This window comes from Labrys sp. Lb11, assembly GCF_057554225.1.
In genome coordinates this window covers 725,088-743,932 of sequence record NZ_BAAJOT010000001.1, presented here as the reverse complement: position 1 = coordinate 743,932, position 18,845 = coordinate 725,088, and the positions used below count along the sequence as shown (strand labels likewise).

17 protein-coding genes are annotated in these 18,845 nt (G+C 69.6%); 8 read left to right on the top strand and 9 right to left on the bottom strand.

What is annotated here, in order from left to right:
- Positions 1-22: 22 nt before the first annotated feature.
- The 5 genes from dxs to AC27L4_RS03480 form a co-directional block, all read right to left on the bottom strand.
- Positions 23-1,972: a 1-deoxy-D-xylulose-5-phosphate synthase gene (gene dxs, locus AC27L4_RS03500; protein WP_487140558.1), complete on the bottom strand. Its 1,950-nt coding sequence runs from the start codon at positions 1,970-1,972 to the stop codon at positions 23-25.
- Between the two features lie 211 nt (positions 1,973-2,183).
- Positions 2,184-2,435 carry an exodeoxyribonuclease VII small subunit gene (locus AC27L4_RS03495; RefSeq protein WP_487140557.1) on the bottom strand — a complete coding sequence of 84 codons (252 nt, stop codon included), beginning with the start codon at positions 2,433-2,435 and terminating at the stop codon, positions 2,184-2,186.
- A gap of 34 nt (positions 2,436-2,469) precedes the next feature.
- Positions 2,470-3,828, bottom strand: coding sequence for a dihydroorotase (locus tag AC27L4_RS03490; protein WP_487140556.1), 1,359 nt, complete (start codon positions 3,826-3,828; stop codon positions 2,470-2,472).
- A 122-nt stretch (positions 3,829-3,950) separates the two neighbouring features.
- The gene (locus tag AC27L4_RS03485; protein ID WP_487140555.1) at positions 3,951-5,288 is read right to left on the bottom strand and encodes an NAD(P)/FAD-dependent oxidoreductase; all 1,338 of its coding nucleotides are present in this window, start codon (positions 5,286-5,288) and stop codon (positions 3,951-3,953) included.
- Between the two features lie 10 nt (positions 5,289-5,298).
- On the bottom strand, positions 5,299-6,699 hold the full coding sequence (locus tag AC27L4_RS03480; protein WP_487140554.1) for an aminotransferase-like domain-containing protein: 1,401 nt from the start codon (positions 6,697-6,699) through the stop codon (positions 5,299-5,301).
- Positions 6,700-6,842: 143 nt separating this feature from the next.
- On the opposite strand from AC27L4_RS03480, the gene AC27L4_RS03475 reads away from it, so the two are divergent.
- From AC27L4_RS03475 to ygfZ, 6 genes are all read left to right on the top strand, one after another.
- Entirely contained in the window at positions 6,843-8,039 is a 1,197-nt protein-coding gene (locus AC27L4_RS03475; protein ID WP_487140553.1) for an ABC transporter ATP-binding protein, read from the top strand.
- A 47-nt stretch (positions 8,040-8,086) separates the two neighbouring features.
- Positions 8,087-9,133, top strand: a complete 1,047-nt coding sequence (locus AC27L4_RS03470; RefSeq protein ID WP_487140552.1) for an ABC transporter substrate-binding protein — start codon at positions 8,087-8,089, stop codon at positions 9,131-9,133.
- A 130-nt stretch (positions 9,134-9,263) separates the two neighbouring features.
- Positions 9,264-10,511 (top strand): ABC transporter permease, encoded by a 1,248-nt coding sequence (locus AC27L4_RS03465; protein WP_487140965.1) that lies wholly within the window; start codon positions 9,264-9,266, stop codon positions 10,509-10,511.
- Positions 10,511-11,320, top strand: coding sequence for an ABC transporter permease (locus AC27L4_RS03460; RefSeq protein WP_487140551.1), 810 nt, complete (start codon positions 10,511-10,513; stop codon positions 11,318-11,320). The genes AC27L4_RS03465 and AC27L4_RS03460 overlap by 1 nt, the downstream gene beginning before the upstream one ends.
- 29 nt (positions 11,321-11,349) lie before the next feature.
- A complete protein-coding gene (locus AC27L4_RS03455; RefSeq protein ID WP_487140550.1) occupies positions 11,350-11,703 on the top strand; it encodes a RidA family protein in 354 nt (117 codons plus the stop codon).
- 116 nt (positions 11,704-11,819) lie between these two features.
- Positions 11,820-12,716, top strand: a complete 897-nt coding sequence (gene ygfZ / locus AC27L4_RS03450) for a CAF17-like 4Fe-4S cluster assembly/insertion protein YgfZ (protein ID WP_487140549.1) — start codon at positions 11,820-11,822, stop codon at positions 12,714-12,716.
- 30 nt (positions 12,717-12,746) lie between these two features.
- On the opposite strand, the gene AC27L4_RS03445 is transcribed toward ygfZ, so the two are convergent.
- Both AC27L4_RS03445 and AC27L4_RS03440 read right to left on the bottom strand, forming a co-directional pair.
- Positions 12,747-13,376 carry a DedA family protein gene (locus AC27L4_RS03445; protein ID WP_487140548.1) on the bottom strand — a complete coding sequence of 210 codons (630 nt, stop codon included), beginning with the start codon at positions 13,374-13,376 and terminating at the stop codon, positions 12,747-12,749.
- A 7-nt stretch (positions 13,377-13,383) separates the two neighbouring features.
- Positions 13,384-13,974, bottom strand: a complete 591-nt coding sequence (locus tag AC27L4_RS03440) for a class I SAM-dependent methyltransferase (RefSeq protein ID WP_487140547.1) — start codon at positions 13,972-13,974, stop codon at positions 13,384-13,386.
- A gap of 350 nt (positions 13,975-14,324) precedes the next feature.
- Between AC27L4_RS03440 and AC27L4_RS03435 the strand changes: the two genes are divergently transcribed.
- Together AC27L4_RS03435 and AC27L4_RS03430 are read left to right on the top strand one after the other, a co-directional pair.
- A complete protein-coding gene (locus tag AC27L4_RS03435; protein ID WP_487140546.1) occupies positions 14,325-14,999 on the top strand; it encodes a response regulator transcription factor in 675 nt (224 codons plus the stop codon).
- Positions 14,999-16,393, top strand: coding sequence for a sensor histidine kinase (locus AC27L4_RS03430; protein WP_487140545.1), 1,395 nt, complete (start codon positions 14,999-15,001; stop codon positions 16,391-16,393). Before AC27L4_RS03435 ends, AC27L4_RS03430 begins: the two co-directional genes overlap by 1 nt.
- Here AC27L4_RS03430 and AC27L4_RS03425 read toward each other — a convergent pair.
- Positions 16,359-16,871, bottom strand: a complete 513-nt coding sequence (locus AC27L4_RS03425; protein ID WP_487140544.1) for a L,D-transpeptidase — start codon at positions 16,869-16,871, stop codon at positions 16,359-16,361. The genes AC27L4_RS03430 and AC27L4_RS03425 overlap by 35 nt on opposite strands.
- Positions 16,872-17,060: 189 nt before the next feature.
- A complete protein-coding gene (gene araD / locus AC27L4_RS03420) occupies positions 17,061-18,800 on the bottom strand; it encodes an L-arabinonate dehydratase (RefSeq protein ID WP_487140543.1) in 1,740 nt (579 codons plus the stop codon).
- Between the last annotated feature and the right edge of the window lie 45 nt (positions 18,801-18,845).

Below are 18,845 nucleotides of genomic sequence, written 5' to 3'. Positions count from 1 at the left end.
GGACGAAGGCCGCCTCTCCGGCTCAAGCCCGCCTGCTGGCCTTTGCGCTGTCCTTTCCGAGGGCTTCGAAGACCTTGGCGACGATGCCGGCGGCATCGAGCCCGGCCCGGGCATACATCGCCTCCGGCCTGTCATGGTCGAGGAACCGGTCCGGCAGCACCAGCGCGCGCACCTTCAGCCCGCGGTCCAGCGCCCCCTGCTCGGCCAGAAGCTGCAGCACATGGCTGCCGAAGCCCCCCACCGACCCCTCCTCCACCGTCACCAGCACCTCGTGCTCGCGCGCCAGGCGAAGGATCAGCCCAGCGTCCAGCGGCTTGGCAAACCGCGCATCCGCCACCGTCGCCGAAAGCCCCTGCACCGCAAGGTCCTCCGCCGCCTTCAGGCATTCCGCCAGCCGCGTCCCAAGCGACAGCAGCGCCACATGCGTCCCCTCCCGCACCACGCGTCCACGCCCCAGCGCCAGCACCGTGCCGGACTCCGGCAGCTCCACCCCGACGCCCTCCCCGCGCGGATAGCGGAACGCGATCGGACCCTCGTCATAGGCCGCCGCCGTCGCAACCATGTGCACAAGCTCCGCCTCGTCCGAGGCCGCCATCACCACCATGTGCGGCAGGCACGACAGATACGCCACGTCATACGACCCGGCATGCGTCGCCCCGTCCGCCCCCACCAAGCCCGCCCGGTCGATCGGAAACCGCACCGCAAGCTTCTGGATCGCCACGTCGTGCACAACCTGGTCGTAGGCCCGCTGCAGGAACGTCGAATAGATCGCGCAGAACGGCTTGTACCCCTCCGTCGCCAGCCCCGCCGCAAACGTCACCGCATGCTGCTCGGCGATCCCCACATCGAACGTCCGCTTCGGAAACGCCGCCCCGAACAGGTCAACCCCCGTCCCTGACGGCATCGCCGCCGTGATCGCCACGATCCGCTCGTCCTTGCGCGCCTCCTTGACCAGCGCCTCGCCGAACACCCGCGTGTAGGCCGGCGCATTCGCCTTCGCCTTCACCTGCGCCCCGGTCACCACGTCGAACTTCACAACCCCGTGGTACTTGTCCGCCGACGCCTCCGCCGGCCCGTAGCCCTTGCCCTTCTGCGTCACCACATGCACCAGAACCGGACCGTCCGCCTGGTCGCGCACATTGCGCAGCACCGGCAACAGATGGTCCAGATTGTGCCCGTCGATCGGCCCGACATAGTAGAACCCCAACTCCTCAAACAGCGTGCCGCCGGTCCAGAACCCCCGCGCATACTTCTCCGTCCGCTTGGCCTTGTCGTACACGAACTTCGGCAGGCGCCGCGCCAGCTGCTTGGCCAGCTCCCGCAGCCCCGTATAGGTCCCCCCCGACACCAGACGCGCCAGATACGCCGACATCGCCCCAACCGGCGGGGCGATCGACATGTCGTTGTCGTTCAGGATCACGACCAGACGCGAGCCCAGCGCCCCGGCATTGTTCATCGCCTCATAGGCCATGCCCGCCGACATCGCCCCGTCGCCGATCACCGCCACCACATGCCCGGTCCCCCCCTCAAGGTCCCGCGCCGCCGCCATCCCGAGCCCCGCCGAGATCGACGTCGAGGAATGCGCCGCCCCGAACGGGTCGTACTCGCTCTCCGAACGCCGCGTGAACCCCGACAGCCCCCCGCCCTGGCGCAGCGTCCGGATGCGGTCCCGGCGCCCCGTCAGGATCTTGTGCGGATAGGCCTGGTGCCCGACGTCCCAGATCAGCCGGTCACGCGGCGTGTCGAACACCGCATGCAGCGCAACCGTCAGCTCGATCACACCGAGCCCCGCCCCAAGATGCCCGCCCGTCTCAGACACCGCGTCGATCGTCTCGTACCGCAGCTCGTCCGCAACCTGGCGGAGCTTCTCGTCCGGAAGACGACGCAGATCGTCCGGCGTCTCGATCGTGTCAAGCAACGGCGTCGGGGAGGGGTCTGCCAAGGTCGGTCCCACCAATTGCAAAAAACGCATGGCCAAAGGCCATCCATGTCTAGACGGTACAATCCAGACCACAAAATGGCACTCTCGCCAATCGTTCTGATTTGCACACCAACATGGTTTCCGTTCGTGATGACGTCGCGCCATGCGTCCATTGACGCAATGGTCAGCGCAAGCGGCCGCTTCAGCCTCGCAAACCCGCGCCGACCGGCATGGTCCGGGACAGCGCCGGCACAGGCGCGAGCTATGCGTCCGGCAAGGCCTCCGTGCCGGCCGGCTTGCCCTCGGCGTCCAGCCGGATCTTGTCGACCTTGGCTTCGGCGATCTTGAGCAGCCGGTCGCAATGGGCCTTCAGCGCCTCGCCGCGAGCATAGATGGCGATCGATTCCTCCAGAGGCACGTTGCCGCCCTCCAGGCTCTTGACGATCTGGTCGAGTTCGGCGAGCGCCTTCTCGAAGGAAAGCGCGGCAATGTCGGGCGGGGTCGAATCGGGCATGGCTATCGGCGTGTGGGACTCAAGGCCTTTCAGTCTAGCCGGTTGCGCGGGCGCCGGACACCCCGCCGAGCGTCTCCAGGAAGCGCATCGCCTCGCCACGCCTGGCTTCGACCAGGCCTCCCTCCCACATCACGCGGGCGCCGCGCACCACCGTGCCGACCGGCCAGCCGGTGACGGTAACGCCGTCATAGGGCGTCCAGCCGGCCTTGGAAGCGACCCAGCCGTTCGAGATCATGCGGTGCTTCTGCAGGTCGACGATGGTGAAGTCGGCGTCGTAGCCCACGGCGATCCGTCCCTTGCCGGCAATGCCGAAGATGCGGGCCGGACCGTGGCTCGTGAGGTCGACCAGTCGCTCCAGGGTCAGGCGGCCGGCATGGACGTGGTCGAGCATGATCGGCACCAGCGTCTGCACCCCGGTCATGCCGGAGGGCGAGTCCGGGTATGGCCTGGCCTTCTCCTGCAGCGTGTGCGGGGCATGGTCGGAGCCGAGCACGTCGACGATGCCCTGGTCGAGCCCGTGCCAGATGCCGTCGCGATGCTCGGCGTCGCGCACCGGAGGGTTCATCTGCGCCAGGGTGCCGAGCCGCTGGTAGCAGTCCGGGGCGACCAGGGTGAGATGGTGCGGCGTCGCCTCGACCGTGGCGACGTCCTTGTGATCGGCCAGGAAGCGCATCTCGTCCGCGGTCGACACATGCAGCACATGGATGCGCGCACCGGTCCGCCGGGCGATGGCCACGAGACGGCGGGTGCAGTTCAAGGCCGCCTCGACATCGCGCCAGACCGGGTGCGAGGAGGCGTCGCCGGGCACGCGCCGGTCCCGTCGCTCGCGCAGGCGCGCCTCGTCCTCGGAATGGAAGGCGGCACGCCGGCGGGTGCGCCGGAGGATCGCCTCGACGCCGGCATCGTCCTCGACCAGCAGCGAGCCGGTGGACGAGCCCATGAACACCTTGATGCCGGCCGCGCCCGGCAGGCGCTCGAGCTCGGCAACGTCGCCGGCATTCTCGTGCGTGCCGCCGACCCAGAAGGCGAAATCGCAATGCATGCGATGATGCGCCCGCTTCACCTTGTCGGCCAGGGTCGCCTCCGAAGTGGTGAGAGGATCGGTGTTCGGCATCTCGAACACGGCAGTGACACCGCCCATCACCGCGGAGAGCGAGCCGCTCTGCAGGTCCTCCTTGTGAACCGCGCCGGGCTCGCGGAAATGCACCTGGCTGTCGATCACGCCGGGCAGCACAGTCAGCCCCGTGCAGTCCACCACCTCTCCGGCGCTGGCCTGGCCGAGATCGCCGATGGCAGCGATCCTGCCGCCGGTCACGCCGATATCGGCTTCTCCCCGTCCGTCATGGTTGACGACGGTGCCGTTACGGAAAATACGGTCGAAGCTGGTCGGCATGGGCTCCCTCCGGCGTCGCGGCCGGCCTGGCGGCCGGCCCCGTCGTCTTAACCGTCCGAGGTCCGAGGGCGAAGCATTGAATCGCCGAGCCCCGGCCGTATCCCCAGCGGGCGCGGCTGCGATCAGGCCTCCCGGCGCTTGCCGCGCCGGCCGCCCCACGAATCGAATCGATCGTGCCGAAACGGCGCGACCGGCAGGACGGGCGAGCGATCCGACACGAGATCGGCGACGATCCGGCCGCTGATCGCCGCCAGGGTCAGGCCGAGATGGCCGTGCCCGAAGACGTAGGTTGCGGCGGAAAAGCGGCTCGACCGCGCCAGCACCGGCAGGGAATCGGGCATGGAGGGGCGGAAGCCAAGCCATTCCGGCCCGGCCGCGCCGGCATCCGGCAGCAGCCTGGCGACCGTCTCGCGGATCACCCGCGTCCGCACCGGCCGCAGCGGCGCGGCAAGGCCGCCGAGCTCCACGGTCCCTGCCGCTCGAAGGCCGTCAGCCATCGGCGTCATGTAGAAGCCGTGGTCGGGGTAGCATACCGGCCGCCCGAGGAGATGGCCGGCGTCCGGGAACAGCACGTGGTAGCCGCGTTCCGTGTCGAGCAGCACGTCCTCGCCGATCTGCCGCACCAGGGCGCGGGAATGGGCGCCGGCCGCGACCACGAGCCGATCGGCGCGCAGCGCCCCGTCTCCCGCCGCAACCTCGACGTCGTCGTCGCCGCAGTGCAGCACCCGGGCCTCGCCGGCGACGAAGGCGCCGCCGCGGGCGCGGATCGCTTCGGCCAGGGCAACCGCCAGCGCCTGCGGGCTGTCGAAGGTGTAGGCGTCGCGAAAGAGCAGGCCGTGCCGGTAGAGCGGCGCCAGGCGCGGCTCGAGGGCACGTATCGCCGCCGCGTCCAGGCGGTCGATGCCGATGCCGTGCCGCTCGCGCAGGCGGCTGTCCGCCTCCGCGGCGGCGAAGGAGGCGTCGGTCTTGTAGAGGTAGAGGCAGCCGGCATGCCGCTCCAGGCCGCGGGCGCCCGCCTCCTCGACCAGGGGCCGGTAGGCCGCATCGGCCAGGCCGAGCAGGTCGGCGAGCACGCCGGCGATGCGCTCGACCTCGTCCGCGCCGCTCGACGCCAGGAAGGCCCGGAGCCAGGGGGCAAGCTGCGGCAGGTAACGCCAGACGATGGCCAGCGGCCCGGCCGGGTCCAGGAGCATGCCCGGAACGCGCCAGGCCACACCGGGGGTCGCCACCGGCAGGACGCCGTGCACCGCCACGGTGCAGGCATTGCCGTAGGAACAGGCCTGGGCATAGGAGCCCCCCGGCACCGGCGGCACCCGATCGAGAACGGTGACGCGGTGGCCGAGGCGTTGCAGCCAGAGCGCCGAGCACAGGCCGACCAGCCCGGCCCCGATCACCGCGACGTGGCGGCTTCGGTCGGCGCCGACGGGCGCGGGCGAAGGATCGAAAGCGGCATCGGCCATGGCCGTCTCCCTAAACCATGCCGAACAGGGCGCGCGGCCGGCCGGCCAGCGTCGCCGCGACGATGCGCAGCGCCGTGGCCAGTTCCTCGCGCGAGGACGCGCAGCCGACATTGATCCGCACCGCGTGCTCCACCGGCTGCCGGTCGGCGGCGAAGGCCGTCGCCGGCATCACGGCGACGCCGTGCACCCGGACATTGGCGGCAAAGTCCTCCGAGCGCCATGGCGCCGGCAGCCTCAGCCAGATGAACATGCAGCGCGGATCGGCGTTGAAGCTGGCGCCAGCCAGGATGGTCGCGACCAGGGCGTGGCGCGCCCTGAGCTCGGCGAGCTGCGCCGCCAGGATGTCGGCGGCCGTGCCGTCCTCCATCCAGCGGCTGGCCACCAGCAGCGGCAGGGGCGCCGGCATCCAGGCCGTCGTGCGCACCGCCTCGGCCGTCACCAAGGCCCGGCCGGGCGGGCAGACGAGGTAGCCGACGCGCAGGCCGGGCGCGAGCGCCTTCGACAGCGAGGAGATGTGATAGGTGCGCTCCGGCGCCAGGGTGAGCAGCGCCGGCGGCCGGCTGTCCAGCATCGGTCCGTAGACGTCGTCCTCGATGATCGTCAGGTTCCGCCGCGCGGCGACCTCCACCAGCGCGCGCCGGCGGCGCTCGGACATGGTGACGACGCTGGGATTGTGCAGAGACGGCACGGTGAAGACCGCCTTCACCGCCTCGCGGCGGCAGGCCTCGTCGAGATCCTCCGCCGACAAGCCTTCCGCATCGCTACAGATGCCGACGATGCGGAAGCGGAACATCTGGGCCAGGGCCTTGAGGCCGTAATAGGTCAACCGGTCGGCGGCCACCACGTCGCCCGGCTCGACCAGGCTGCCGATCACCGCCAGCAAGGCGTGCTGGGCACCGCTGGTCACGACGATGTCGCCCGGCGCCGGGTCGAAGCCGTTCAGCGCCACCCAGCGCCGACCGGCATGGCGGGCCCAGGCCGGCCCCTCCGGCGGCTGGTACTCCTGCAGCTCGCGAAAGCGCGGATCGCCGGCCAGCACCGGCAGGCTCGCCGCCAGTCGCTGTTGGAAATCGTCGACCGCCGGCCGGTTGACCGTCAGGTCGATCACGCCCGAGGGCGTCGACGCCCGGTCGACGCGCGGCATGGCGGCCTCGCTCATGACGATGGTGCCGCGCCGGGTCGAGCCCATCACCAGGTTGAGGTTCTGCAATTCACGGTAGGCACGCGACACGGTGGAGACGTTCAGGGAGCGCTCGCGGGCCAGGTCGCGCTGGGGCGGCAGGCTGGCTCCGGGCTTGAGGTCGCCGGAGCGGATGCGCCCTTCCAGCTCGGCGGCGAGCGCGAGATAGGCCGGCACGCGCGGAGCCTGGCCCGCGCCGGACGATCGCGATCGCTTCGCATTTGTCTGCATCCGAGATGCACCTTGATTCACACAAAACGGACGTGCCGTGGAATCACGCCCTGTCGACATCGAAGTAGCGGCTTCATATCAGCCTTTGCCCCTGACGGTCCAGAGGCAGGAAAACACGCGGAAGAGGCTGGTTGCCGGGGACCATGCTCGAGCACAACAGGCACCAATTGTACGGCTTGACTAATTTTTTGAATGCACACAATATCACGATGCATTCAAACAACCGGCATTCGAACCGGGCCGATGCGAGGGAGCCCATGCAGGACCAGCGCTTCATCACGTTCGAGGGCGTGAAGAAATCCTATGACGGCGCCAGCTATGTCGTGCGGGGCCTCGACCTCGATGTCGCCAGAGGCGAATTCCTGACGCTGCTCGGCCCTTCCGGCTCGGGCAAGACCACGACGCTGATGATGCTGGCTGGCTTCGAGGTGCCGACCAGCGGCACCATCACGCTCGACGGCCGGCGCATCGACAGCGTGCCGGCGCACCGGCGCAACATCGGCGTGGTGTTCCAGAACTATGCCCTGTTCCCACATATGAGCGTCGGCGAGAACGTCGCCTTCCCGCTCCGGATGCGGCGGACGGGCAACGCCGAGGCGACGGAGCGGGTGCGCCGCGCCCTCGACATGGTGCGCATGGCCGCCTTCGAGGCCCGCAAGCCGAGCCAGCTCTCCGGCGGCCAGCAGCAGCGCATCGCCCTCGCCCGCGCCCTGGTGTTCGATCCCAAGCTCGTCCTGATGGACGAGCCGCTCGGCGCCCTCGACAAGCAGTTGCGCGAGCACATGCAGATCGAGATCAAGCACCTGCACGAACGGCTGGGCATCAACGTCGTCTACGTCACCCACGACCAGGGCGAGGCGCTGACGATGTCGGACCGGGTCGGCGTGTTCAACGACGGCATGCTTCAGCAGGTCGCGCCGCCGGCGACGCTCTACGAGGCACCGGCCAACCCCTTCGTCGCGACCTTCATCGGCGAGAACAACGCCATCGGCGGCCGGGTAACCGGCCTCTCCGGCGACCAGTGCCGGATCGAGACGGACGGCGGTGCCTCGATCCTCGCCCTTGCCGGCAGCGGGCTCGCCGTCGGGTCCAAGGCCACCCTGGCGCTCCGGCCGGAGCGGGTCGGCCTGACACCGGCGGAGGGGGTGGAGAACCGCTTCCCGGGCCGGGTCGAGGATCTCATCTACTACGGCGACCATCTGCGCCTGCGCGTCGCCGCCTGCGGCCGCGACGATATCCTCGTCAAGCTGCCGACGCATCAGGCCGGGCCGTCCCTCGCACGCGGCGCTGCCGCCGAGATCGGCTGGCGGCTCAATGATTGCCGGGCGCTCGCCGCCTGAGCGGCTGCGACCGGACGATACCAAGAACAATCAAGGGGAACGACATGATGCCCAGACTTCCGACGCTCTCGACCGCGCTCCTCACCGCCCTGCTGGCGACGCCGGCCCTGGCCGACGGCGCGCTCACCGTCACCTCCTGGGGCGGCGCCTACACCAAGAGTCAGGAGAAGACCTATTTCGAGCCCTTCACTCAGAAGACCGGCATCAAGGTGCTGCAGGACGAGTGGGACGGCTCGACGGCCAAGCTGAAGGGCATGGTCGAGACCAAGCAGGTGACCTGGGACGTGGTCGACGTCGAGCCCGGCCATGCGCTGCAGGGTTGCGACGAGAACTGGCTCGAAAAGATCGACTATTCCAAGCTCGGCGGCAAGGAGGCCTTCGTCGACGGCGCGGCGATGGACTGCGCCGTCGGCACCATCGTGTTCGGCACGATCTACGCCTATGACGCCGGCAAGTTCCCGAACGGCGGCCCGACCACCATGGCCGACCTGTTCGACACCAAGAAGTTCCCCGGCCCGCGGGCGCTGCGCAAGTCGCCGAAGACGACGCTGGAATTCGCCCTGATCGCCGACGGCGTCGCGCCCAAGGACGTCTACACCGTGCTCGGCACGCCGGAAGGGGTCGACCGCGCCTTCAAGAAGCTCGATACCATCAAGAAGAACGTCAAGGTGTGGTGGACGGCCGGCGCCCAGCCGCCGCAGCTCCTCGCCGACGGCGAGGTGGCGATGACCACCGCCTGGAACGGCCGCATCTACGACGCGGTGAAGAACAGCGGCAAGAACTTCAAGATCGTCTGGGACGGCCAGGGCATGGACTTCAACCTCTGGGCCCAGCCGCTCGGGTCGAAGAACAAGGCCGAGGCCGACAAGTTCATCGCCTTCACCATGAACCCGGACGTGATGGCGCAGCAGTCGAAATACATCTCCTACGGCCCGACCCTGAAGGCGGCGATCGCCAAGGTGCCGGCGGACATCCTGCCGGACCTGCCGACCGCCCCGGAGAACACCAGGAACGCCTTCGTGGTCTCCGCCGAGTTCTGGGCCGACCATGACGAGGAGCTGACCGAGCGCTTCAACACTTGGCTGGCAAAATAACCGATCGAGGCTCGGTGCCATCGCCTCGGCGGCCGCTTCTCCAGGCGAGTTTGCGGCTGCCGTAACGGACGGCGCCGGGCCGGCCTGCCCTCCCCTCGATTCCCTTCGGCAGCGGAGCAAGACCATGACGATGGCCATTGCGGATATCGCCGGGACGGCGGAGGAACGCAGCGCCCTCCCGCAGCGCCTGCGCCGGCTCCGCCGCAAGGGGCAGGCCAAGGCCCTGCTCCTGGTCGCGCCGCTGCTGCTCTTTCTGCTTGCCATCTTCGTCGTGCCGATCGGCGCGCTGCTGATGCGCAGCGTCGACAACAGCGTAGTCGGCCAGGCGCTGCCGCACACCGCGGTGGCCCTCGCCGCCTGGGACGGCGAGAGCGTGCCGGAGGAGACGGTCTACGCCGCCTTCGCCGAGGACCTGCGCGCCTCGCCGCGCGAGACCGTCGCCGAGGTCGCCAAGCGTCTCAACTACTACGAGGCGGGGCTGCGCTCGATGCTGCTCAAGACCTCCCGCCAGATCGGTCGCGCCCAGTCGCCGTGGCACGAGGCCTTCATCGCCATCGACGCCAACTGGGGCACGCCGCGCTATTGGCGGGTGCTGAAGGAGGCCTTGCCCCCCACCACCGATTTCTACCTCCTGGCGGCACTGGACCTCAGGCGCGACGATCGCGGCGCGATCACCGCCGCCGCGCCGGAGAATGCCGTGCTGCGCGAGGTGCTGCTGCGCACTTTCGTGGTGAGCCTGTCGGTGACGCTGATCTGCCTGCTGCTCGGCTATCCCCTGGCCGCCCTGATCGCCCGTTCGCGCGGCATGGTCGCCAACACGCTGCTGATCCTGGTGCTGCTGCCGTTCTGGACCTCGCTCCTGGTGCGCACCAGCGCCTGGGTCGTGCTGCTGCAGAGCCGCGGCGTGGTCAATTCCGCCCTCGCCGGCCTCGGGCTGATCGACCCGTCGCACCCGTTCGAGCTGATCTACAACCGCATCGGCGTGCTGGTGGCCATGACCCACATCCTGCTGCCCTTCATGGTGCTGCCGATCTACAGCGTGATGCGGAGCATTCCGCCGGTCTATCTTCGCGCCGCCTCCTCGCTCGGCGCGCCGCCCGTCGCGGCCTTCCGGCTGATCTATCTGCCGATGAGCCTGCCCGGGGTCAGCGCCGGCTGCCTGCTCGTCTTCATCCTGGCGCTCGGCTACTACATCACCCCGGCGCTGGTCGGCGGCCCGCAGGACCAGATGGTCAGCTACTTCATCGCCTACTATGCCAACCAGGTGACGAACTGGGGCATGGCGGCGGCCCTCAGCGCCATCCTGCTGGTGGCGGTGCTGGTGCTCTACATCGTTTACAACCGCCTCGTCGGCGTCGATCGTCTGAGGATGGGCTGATGGGCAAGACCTCCCTGTTCCCGACCCTGCTGTGGCTCGCCGGCGGCCTGGTCGTGCTGTTCCTGATCGCGCCGATCCTGGCGATCGTGCCGCTCTCCTTCAACGCCGAGCCCTTCTTCACCTATCCGATGCCGGGGCTGTCGCTGCGCTGGTACGAGGAGTTCTTCGGCTCCGAGGTCTGGCAGCTGGCGCTGCGCAACAGCGTCGTCGTCGCGGTGCTGGCCACCATGCTGTCGACGCTCCTGGGCACGCTTGCGGCGCTCGGCCTCAGCCGGCCCGACTGCCCCGCCCGGGGGACACTGACGGCCATCCTGATCTCGCCGATGATCGTGCCGGTGATTGTCTCGGCCGTCGGCGTCTACTATGCCTTTGCGGCGATCGGCCTGCTCAACACGCTGGCCGGCCTCGTCCTCGCCCACACCGCCATCGGCGCGCCCTTCGTCGTCATCACGGTGACGGCGACGCTCGCCGGCTTCGATCAGACGCTGATGCGCGCCGCCGCCAGCCTCGGCGCCCCGCCGGTGGCGGCCGTACTGCGGGTGATGCTGCCGATCATTGCGCCCGGCGTCGTTTCGGGCGCCCTGTTCGCCTTCGTCACCTCCTTCGACGAGGTGGTGATCGCCCTGTTCATCGCCGGCTCCGAGCAGCGGACCCTGCCCAGGCAGATGTGGAGCGGCGTGCGCGAGACGCTGAGTCCGACCATCGCCGCCGTGGCGACCCTGCTCATCCTGTTCTCGACCGTGTTCCTGATGACGGTGCAGTGGTTGCAACGCCGGGCCGAGCGTCAGAAACTCTCGCCGGCCGCCTGAACGAGCCAAAGCCAGAAAGGTTTTCCTGAATGACGATCCAACGTTTCGACACCAGCCCCCGCATGAGCCAGGCCGTGGTGCATGGCGGCCTGGCCTTCCTCGCCGGCCAGGTGGCCGAGAATGCGGCCGGCGGCTCCGTAACCGAGCAGACCAAGGACATTCTGGGGCAGATCGATGCCCTGCTCCAGCGGATCGGGTCGCGCCGCGAGAACATCCTCAACACCACCATCTGGCTGACCGACATCTCTACCTTCTCCGAGATGAACGCCGTCTGGGACGCCTGGATCCCGAAGGGCCACGCTCCGGCCCGCGCGACGGTCGAGGCCAAGCTGGCCGGGCCGGAATTCGCGGTGGAGATCGCGATCGTCGCCGCAGTCGGCTGAGTCGCCCCGCCCCTCCCGGCCACAAGGCCGGGAGGGGCGCATCCCTCGACAACAGGCGTCTTCACGGAGCGGGCCGGACACGCCATATCAGGCGGACCAGCCAGACGGAGACGTGAATGCCTACCGCCTTCCTGCCCGACCGGGGCGTGATCCGCATCACCGGCGAGGATGCGTTCCCCTGGTTGCAGAACCTCGTCACCAGCGACATCGATGGCATCAAGGCCGGCGAGGCGCGTTTCGGGGCATTGCTGACCCCGCAGGGCAAGATCCTGTTCGACTTCATCGCCAGCTTCGGGCGGATCGACGCCGATCCCGACGCACCGGAGGGCATCCATCTCGACGTGCCGCGCGCGCTGGCGGCCGATTTCGCCAGACGCCTCGCCTTCTATCGCCTGCGGGCCAAGGTCCGGATCGAGGACCTCTCCTCCGACGACCCGGCCGGTGACGGGCTCGGCGTGGTGGTTGCGGCAGGGGACCTCCTCCGCCGGAAAGACGCGCTGACCTATGCCGACCCGCGCCACGCCGGCCTTGGCCGGCGCGGCCTGCTGCCGCGAACCGCCGCCCGCTCCGGTTTCGACGACGAGAGCGCCCGAGCCGCCCACGATGCGCTGCGGATCGGCCTGGGCATCCCCGAGGGCGGCCGCGACTTCGCCTATGGCGAGACCTTCCCGCACGAGGCGCTGATGGACATGCTCGGCGGCATCGCCTTCCGCAAGGGCTGCTATGTCGGCCAGGAGGTGGTCAGCCGCATGCAGCATCGCGGCACGGCCAGGACCCGCATCGTGCCGGTGACATTTGTCGGCGCGGCACCGGTTGCCGGGACGGAGATCCGCGCCGGCGGCAAGGTGCTGGGCAGCATGGGCTCCTCGGCCGGCGAAAGAGGTCTTGCCATGCTTCGGCTGGACCGGGTCGAGGAGGCCATGGCAGCCGGCGCGGCCCTTCTCGCGGGCGAGACGGCGCTCACCCCGGTCCGGCCGGACTGGTGGACGGCCGGCTGGCCCGGCCAGGCCTGATCTGCTCCCGCCGCCGTCGGGCGGGCGCCCTCACCCTGCCGGCGCCCGCCCCTGTCGGAGCGCGGCAAGGGCCCTGCTCGCGGCACGCGTCAGCCAGAGGATGACGAACTCCGCAGCGACCAGCGCGAATGTCGCTCCCAGGCCGAGGCTGAACGGCTCGCCGCCGCTCTCGCGCAGGCCATAGCCGAGCGAGACGAACGGCACGTTCCATGCCAGGGCGCCGAGCGTCGTGGCCAGGAGGAAGATGCCGGGATCGAGCCGCAGCACGCCGGCCGGCAGGCCGAGATAGACGCGCACGGTCGGGATGATCTGGCCGACCAGCGTCACCCGGAACTGGTTGCGCCGGTAGGATTGCGTCAGCCGGCCGTAGAGGTCCGGCCGCAGCAGGACGAAGCGTCCGTAGCGGGCGACCAGGGCTTCGACCCGCTCCGCCCCCAGCAGCCGGCCGATGCCGTACCAGCCGAGCGATCCGGCGACCGAGCCGGCCACTGTCGCCAGGATCGTCGCGGCCAGCATGGTCCGGCTCGGCACGGCCATGCCGATGAGCATCAGCAGGACGTAGGACGGGACGGCGGGGACGAACTTCTCCGCCAGGGCGAGGCCGGCAAAGCCGGCCAGCCCGAAGCCCAGCAGCATCGTGACGATCGAGGAGACATCCATGGCGGCCTCAGGCCAGGGCCAGTCGCGGCGAGCGGCGCCGGGCGATGCGGTACACCGCAGCAGGCGGAAAATGCAGCATCGTCCGACCGATACAGGCCGCCTCCAAGGCCAGATCGTCGAGGATGAAGCGGGGCACAGGGCAGCGGGGCCCATAGGCGAGCTGATAGAAGGCGCCGCCGGGACGCATGCAGGCAAAGGCCCCGCCGAGAATGTCCGCCATCTTCTGCGGCGGCATGGCCATGATGCCGAGCCTGCTGAGCACGGCGCCGGCCAGGCCTTCCTCGGGCAGGCCGGCATCCGCCAGCCGGGCGGCATCCAGCCAGAGCACCCGCGCCAGGGGGAAGCGGCGCCTCAGCAGGCGGGCGAAGTCGCGGTCATGCTCGACCAGCGTCAAATCCTGCTCGCGCACGCCACGCCCGAGAAGCGCCCTTGTGAAAGCGCCGGTACCCGGGCCGAGCTCGACGACCGGCCCGGTCTCGGGCGAGATGTCCTGAGTCATCAAGGCGGCCACCGCATTGCCCGACGGGGTCATTGCCGCCCCCCGCAGCGGATTGTTCATCCAGGCGCGCAGGAACGGCAGGGTGTCAGCGATCCGCATGACGGCCTCCGGCGCCAGGCTGCGGCAGCGAAGGGCGGGTGCCGGGAGGCACGGTCCGGCGGTTGGCGGTCGGGATCATGACTGTCATCCAGGTCGAGCGGCAGGCGTCCTGCCGGCAGGGGAGGCACGAGCATTCGTCCGGGCGGCCAGCATGGTCGATTCGCCCCGGGCCTCCCCGTCTGTCCCACCGCTGGATTGCGGCAGCCTGTCATCACGGGAGCGCCATGCGGATTTTCGCGCCAGGCCTGGATTCGGCCCGGATTCGCAGGTCTATCGACGCATCGGAGATGCAAGGCTGGCGCAATGCAGCCGATCTAGACAGGCCGCTGCCGTGGCGTGGAGAAACGTGGATGCGTGTGCTGCTGGTCGAAGACGAGCCGGAGATGGTGTCCGCGCTCCGCGCCGCCCTGACCCGGCACGACATGGTGGTGGATCATGTCCCGAACCTGGCCGAAGCCAGGATCAGCCTGGCCGAAGGCGTGCATGACGCGGTGCTGCTCGACCGCCGCCTGCCGGACGGCGACGGCCTGTCGCTGATCCCGGTGCTGCGGGCGGCCGGCAACGCCGTGCCGGTGCTGGTGCTGACGGCGCGCGGCGACCTGGCCGATCGGGTCGCCGGCCTCGACAACGGCGCCGACGACTATCTCGGCAAGCCTTTCGCCTTCGAGGAACTGCTGGCTCGGCTGCGGGCGCTGCTGCGCCGCCCGGCCCATGTCCAGTCGGATGTCGTGCGGATCGCCCGCCTCGCCTTCGACTTCGGCCATGCCGAGGCGAGCGTCGATTCCAGACCCCTCGACATGCCGCGACGCGAACTCCTGGTGCTGGAGGCGCTGGTGCGGCGCATGGGCCGCATGGTGCCGCGACCAGTGCTGATGGAAGCGGTGTTCGGCCTCGACGACGAGATCCAGTCGAACGCTCTGGACACCCATGTGTCGCGGCTGCGGCGCAAGCTCGCGGACGCCGACGCCGGCGTGATCATCAACGGCATCCGCGGGGTCGGCTATCTCCTGCGCGAGACACCGTGATGCGCGGCCCCCGCTCGTTGAAATGGCGCCTCGCCCTGCGCCTGGTGATCTTCCAGACGATCATGCTGGCGGTGATCGTCGTGCTGGTGGCGGCGACGCTGTGGAGCACCGCGATGATCGCCGACGGCTACGAGGACAGCACTCTCGACGTGCTCAAGGACGCCGTGGTGCGCGAGGCCGGCGGCGGCCTCGCTCTCGGCGAGACGGACGAGCTGGCGCAGCTGCGCGCCAAGGTACCGGACTTCTGGTTCCTGATCCGCGACAAGCAGGGACACAAGCTGGCGGAAGGCCAGGTCCCCGCCGCATTCGCGCCGATCGCCGCCGGGCTCGACCATGTCAGCCAGGCCCGGCTGAGCTGGCAGGATGGCCAATCCAGCCGGCCGGACGCCGTGGCGAAATGGGTGGAGACCGCGGCGGGCGACGTGCAGATCCTGACCGGCACCCAAGGCCAGATGTCGATCGGCCGGCTGGTCAGGGGCGTGTCGATCAGCTCGCTGTTCGTCATCCTGCCGATCTTCGTGCTCATGGCGCTGGTGACGGTGATCGCAACGCCGCTGGTGGTGCGCCGGGCGCTCGGCGGCCTGGGCCGGGCGGCGGCGCAGGCCGAGCGCATCGATATCGACCAGCAGGGCGTGCAACTGCCGGTCGACGGCGTCCCGGCCGAGGTCTCGCCCCTGGTCAAGGCGGTGAACGACGCGCTGCGCCGGCTCGACAGCGGCTATGAGCGGCACCGACGCTTCCTCACCGATGCCGCGCATGAGCTGCGCACGCCGATCGCCATCCTCAACACCCGGATCGCGTCGCTGGCGCCGGGCCCGGAGAAGACCCGCCTGCTCGAGGACACCACCCGTCTATCGGTGCTGACGGGCCAGCTCCTCGATCTCCAGCGTCTCGGCCAGCAGGCCGAGCGGTTCTCGCCGATCGACCTCGTCGCGCTCGCCCGGCGGGTGATCGTCGACCTGGCGCCGCTCGCCTTTGCCGCCGGCTACGACATGACCTTCGACGCCGACGGGGAGACGATCATCGTTGCCGGCGACCAGACCGCGCTGGAGCGTGCCCTGACCAATCTGGTGCAGAACGCTATCGACCATGGCGGCCGCGGCGGCACGATCACGGTGCATGTCGGGCGGGCCGGCACGGTGGAGGTCTGCGACGAGGGCTCCGGCATTCCGCAGGAGGAGCGCGAACGCATCTTCGAGCCGTTCCACCGCCTGCAGCAGGATGGGCGCGGCGTCGGGCTCGGCCTGCACCTGGTGCAGGAGATCATGCGACTGCACGGCGGCAGCGTCACCGCCCATGACAGCCGCTCCGGCGGTGCTTGCCTGAAACTGACCTTCCCGGCGGTGCCGATCGCCGCGGCTACGGCATCACCAGCACCGGCGTCCCGACCCTGACCCGCCGATAGAGGTCGGTGACGTCCTCGTTCAGCATGCGGATGCAGCCATAGCTGGCGAAGCTGCCGACGCTGCGGCGCATCGCCCGGGTTGTGCCGTGGATGGCGTACTGGTCGCCGGCGAGCGTCAGGGCGGCGACGCCCATCGGGTTGCGCGGCGAGCCGCCGGGAATGAGGTCGGGCATGCCGGGATTGTCGCGCTTGACCTCGGCCGGCGGCGACCAGGCCGGATTGACATATTTCCCATCGACATAGGAGGTCCCGCTCCACTGCTTGCCGGCGCGGCCGACACCGACGGGGTAGCGGATGGCCAGCCCCGGATCGGTGACGAAGTAGAGCCGGCGCTGATGGGTGACCACGACGATGGTGCCCGGCCGGACCGAGGGGTCGAACGACACCTCGTCCCGGGCCGCGGCTGCGCCGGCGCAGCCGATCGTCAGGACCGCCGCGAGGGCGACCCGTCCACTCCGTCTCGACATCCCTGCTGGTCCCTTTTGTGGTGACCTTGGCAGGCATCCTGGCACGCAAACCTCACGATCGGGTTTGCAAGCATGGCTTCCAAACGATGAAAGGCCGGCTGCCCTGGAGCGAAGCGCACTTCGGTGGAAGCGCGCCTTGCGTCTTGATGCGATTCCGTCAAATCGCAAGACGCTTTAACGTCTCGCCGTTCAGAAGATGGCGGGCTCGCCGACCGGCGCACCGAAGCTGGTTTCCAGGAAGTCGAAATCGCAACCTTCGTGGGCCTGGCGGATGTGGCGGGTGTACATCCAGCCATAGCCGCGTTCGAAGCGCGGCGGCGGCGGCGCCCAGGCGGCGCGGCGCCGGGCCAGTTCCTCCTCCGGCACGTCGAGCGTGATGGTCCGGGCGGCGACGTCGAGGCTGATCCGGTCGCCCGTCCGCACCAGGGCGAGAGGCCCGCCGACATGGGATTCCGGCGAGACGTGCAGGATGCAGGCCCCGTAGCTGGTGCCGCTCATCCGCGCATCGGAGAGCCGCACCATGTCGCGCACGCCCTGCTTCACCAGCTTCCGGGGGATCGGCAGCATGCCCCATTCCGGCATGCCGGGGCCGCCCTGCGGCCCGGCATTGCGCAGGATCAGCACATGGTCGGCAGTGACGTCGAGGCTCTCGTCGTCGATGGCCGCCTTCATTGCGGGATAGTCGTCGAAGACCAGGGCCGGACCGGAATGGCTGAGGAAACGCGGGTCGCAGGCGCTCGGCTTGATGACGCAGCCCTCCGGCGCAAGGTTGCCGTGCAGCACGGCAAGGGCGCCCTCGGCGTAGACCGGGTTCGACAGCGGCCGGATGACGTCGTCATTGTGGATCTCGGCCGAGGCGATGGCCTCGCCGACGGTGCGGCCGGAGACGGTGAGGGCATCGAGATGGAGATGGCCGCGGATGCGCGACATCAGCCCCGGCAGGCCGCCGGCATAGAAGAAGTCCTCCATCAGATAGGTGTCGCCGCTCGGCCGCACATTGGCGAGCACCGGCACGGAGCGGCTGGCGGCCTCGAAATCGTCGAGCCCGATGTCCTGGCCGGCGCGGCGCGCCTGGGCGATGAGGTGGATGATGGCATTGGTCGAGCAGCCCATGGCCATGGCCACGGCGATGGCGTTGAGGAAGGCCTCGCGCGTCTGGATCCGGTCCGGCGTCAGGTCGTCCCAGACCATCTCGACGATGCGCCGGCCGCATTCGGCGCTCATCCGAATATGGCCGGAATCGGCGGCGGGAATGGAGGAGGCGCCCGGCAGGGTCATACCGATCGCCTCGGCGATGGCGGTCATGGTGCTGGCGGTGCCCATGGTCATGCAAGTGCCGTAGCTGCGGGCGATGCCGGCCTGCATGTTCGACCAGTCGGCCTCGCTGATGGCGCCGGCGCGGCGCTCGTCCCAGTATTTCCATGCGTCGGAGCCCGACCCCAGGGTCCTGCCCTTCCAGTTGCCGCGCAGCATCGGCCCGGCCGGCAGGACGATGGCCGGCAGGCCGGCGCTGGTGGCCCCCATCAGCAGGGCCGGCGTGGTCTTGTCGCAGCCGCCCATCAGCACGACGCCGTCGACCGGGTGGGAGCGGATCAGTTCCTCCACGTCCATGGCCAGGAGGTTGCGGTAGAGCATGGTGGTGGGCTTGACGTATTGCTCGGCCAGCGAGCTCGCCGGCAGCTCGATCGGCAGGCCACCGGCCTGGAGCACGCCCCGCTTCACATCCTCGACGCGGTGCTTGAAATGGGCGTGGCAGGGATTGATGTCCGACCAGGTGTTGAGAATGGCGATGACCGGCCGGCCGCCCCAGTCCTCCGGACCATAGCCCATCTGCATCATGCGGGAGCGGTGGCCGAAGCTGCGCAGATCGTCCGGCGCGAACCAGCGGGCGCTCCTGAGCTCGTCCGGCGTCTTCCTGCTGCGCGTCATGTCCGGCCTCCCTGCGAAGAGCCCTCCGCGCTTCACGCCAGGAAA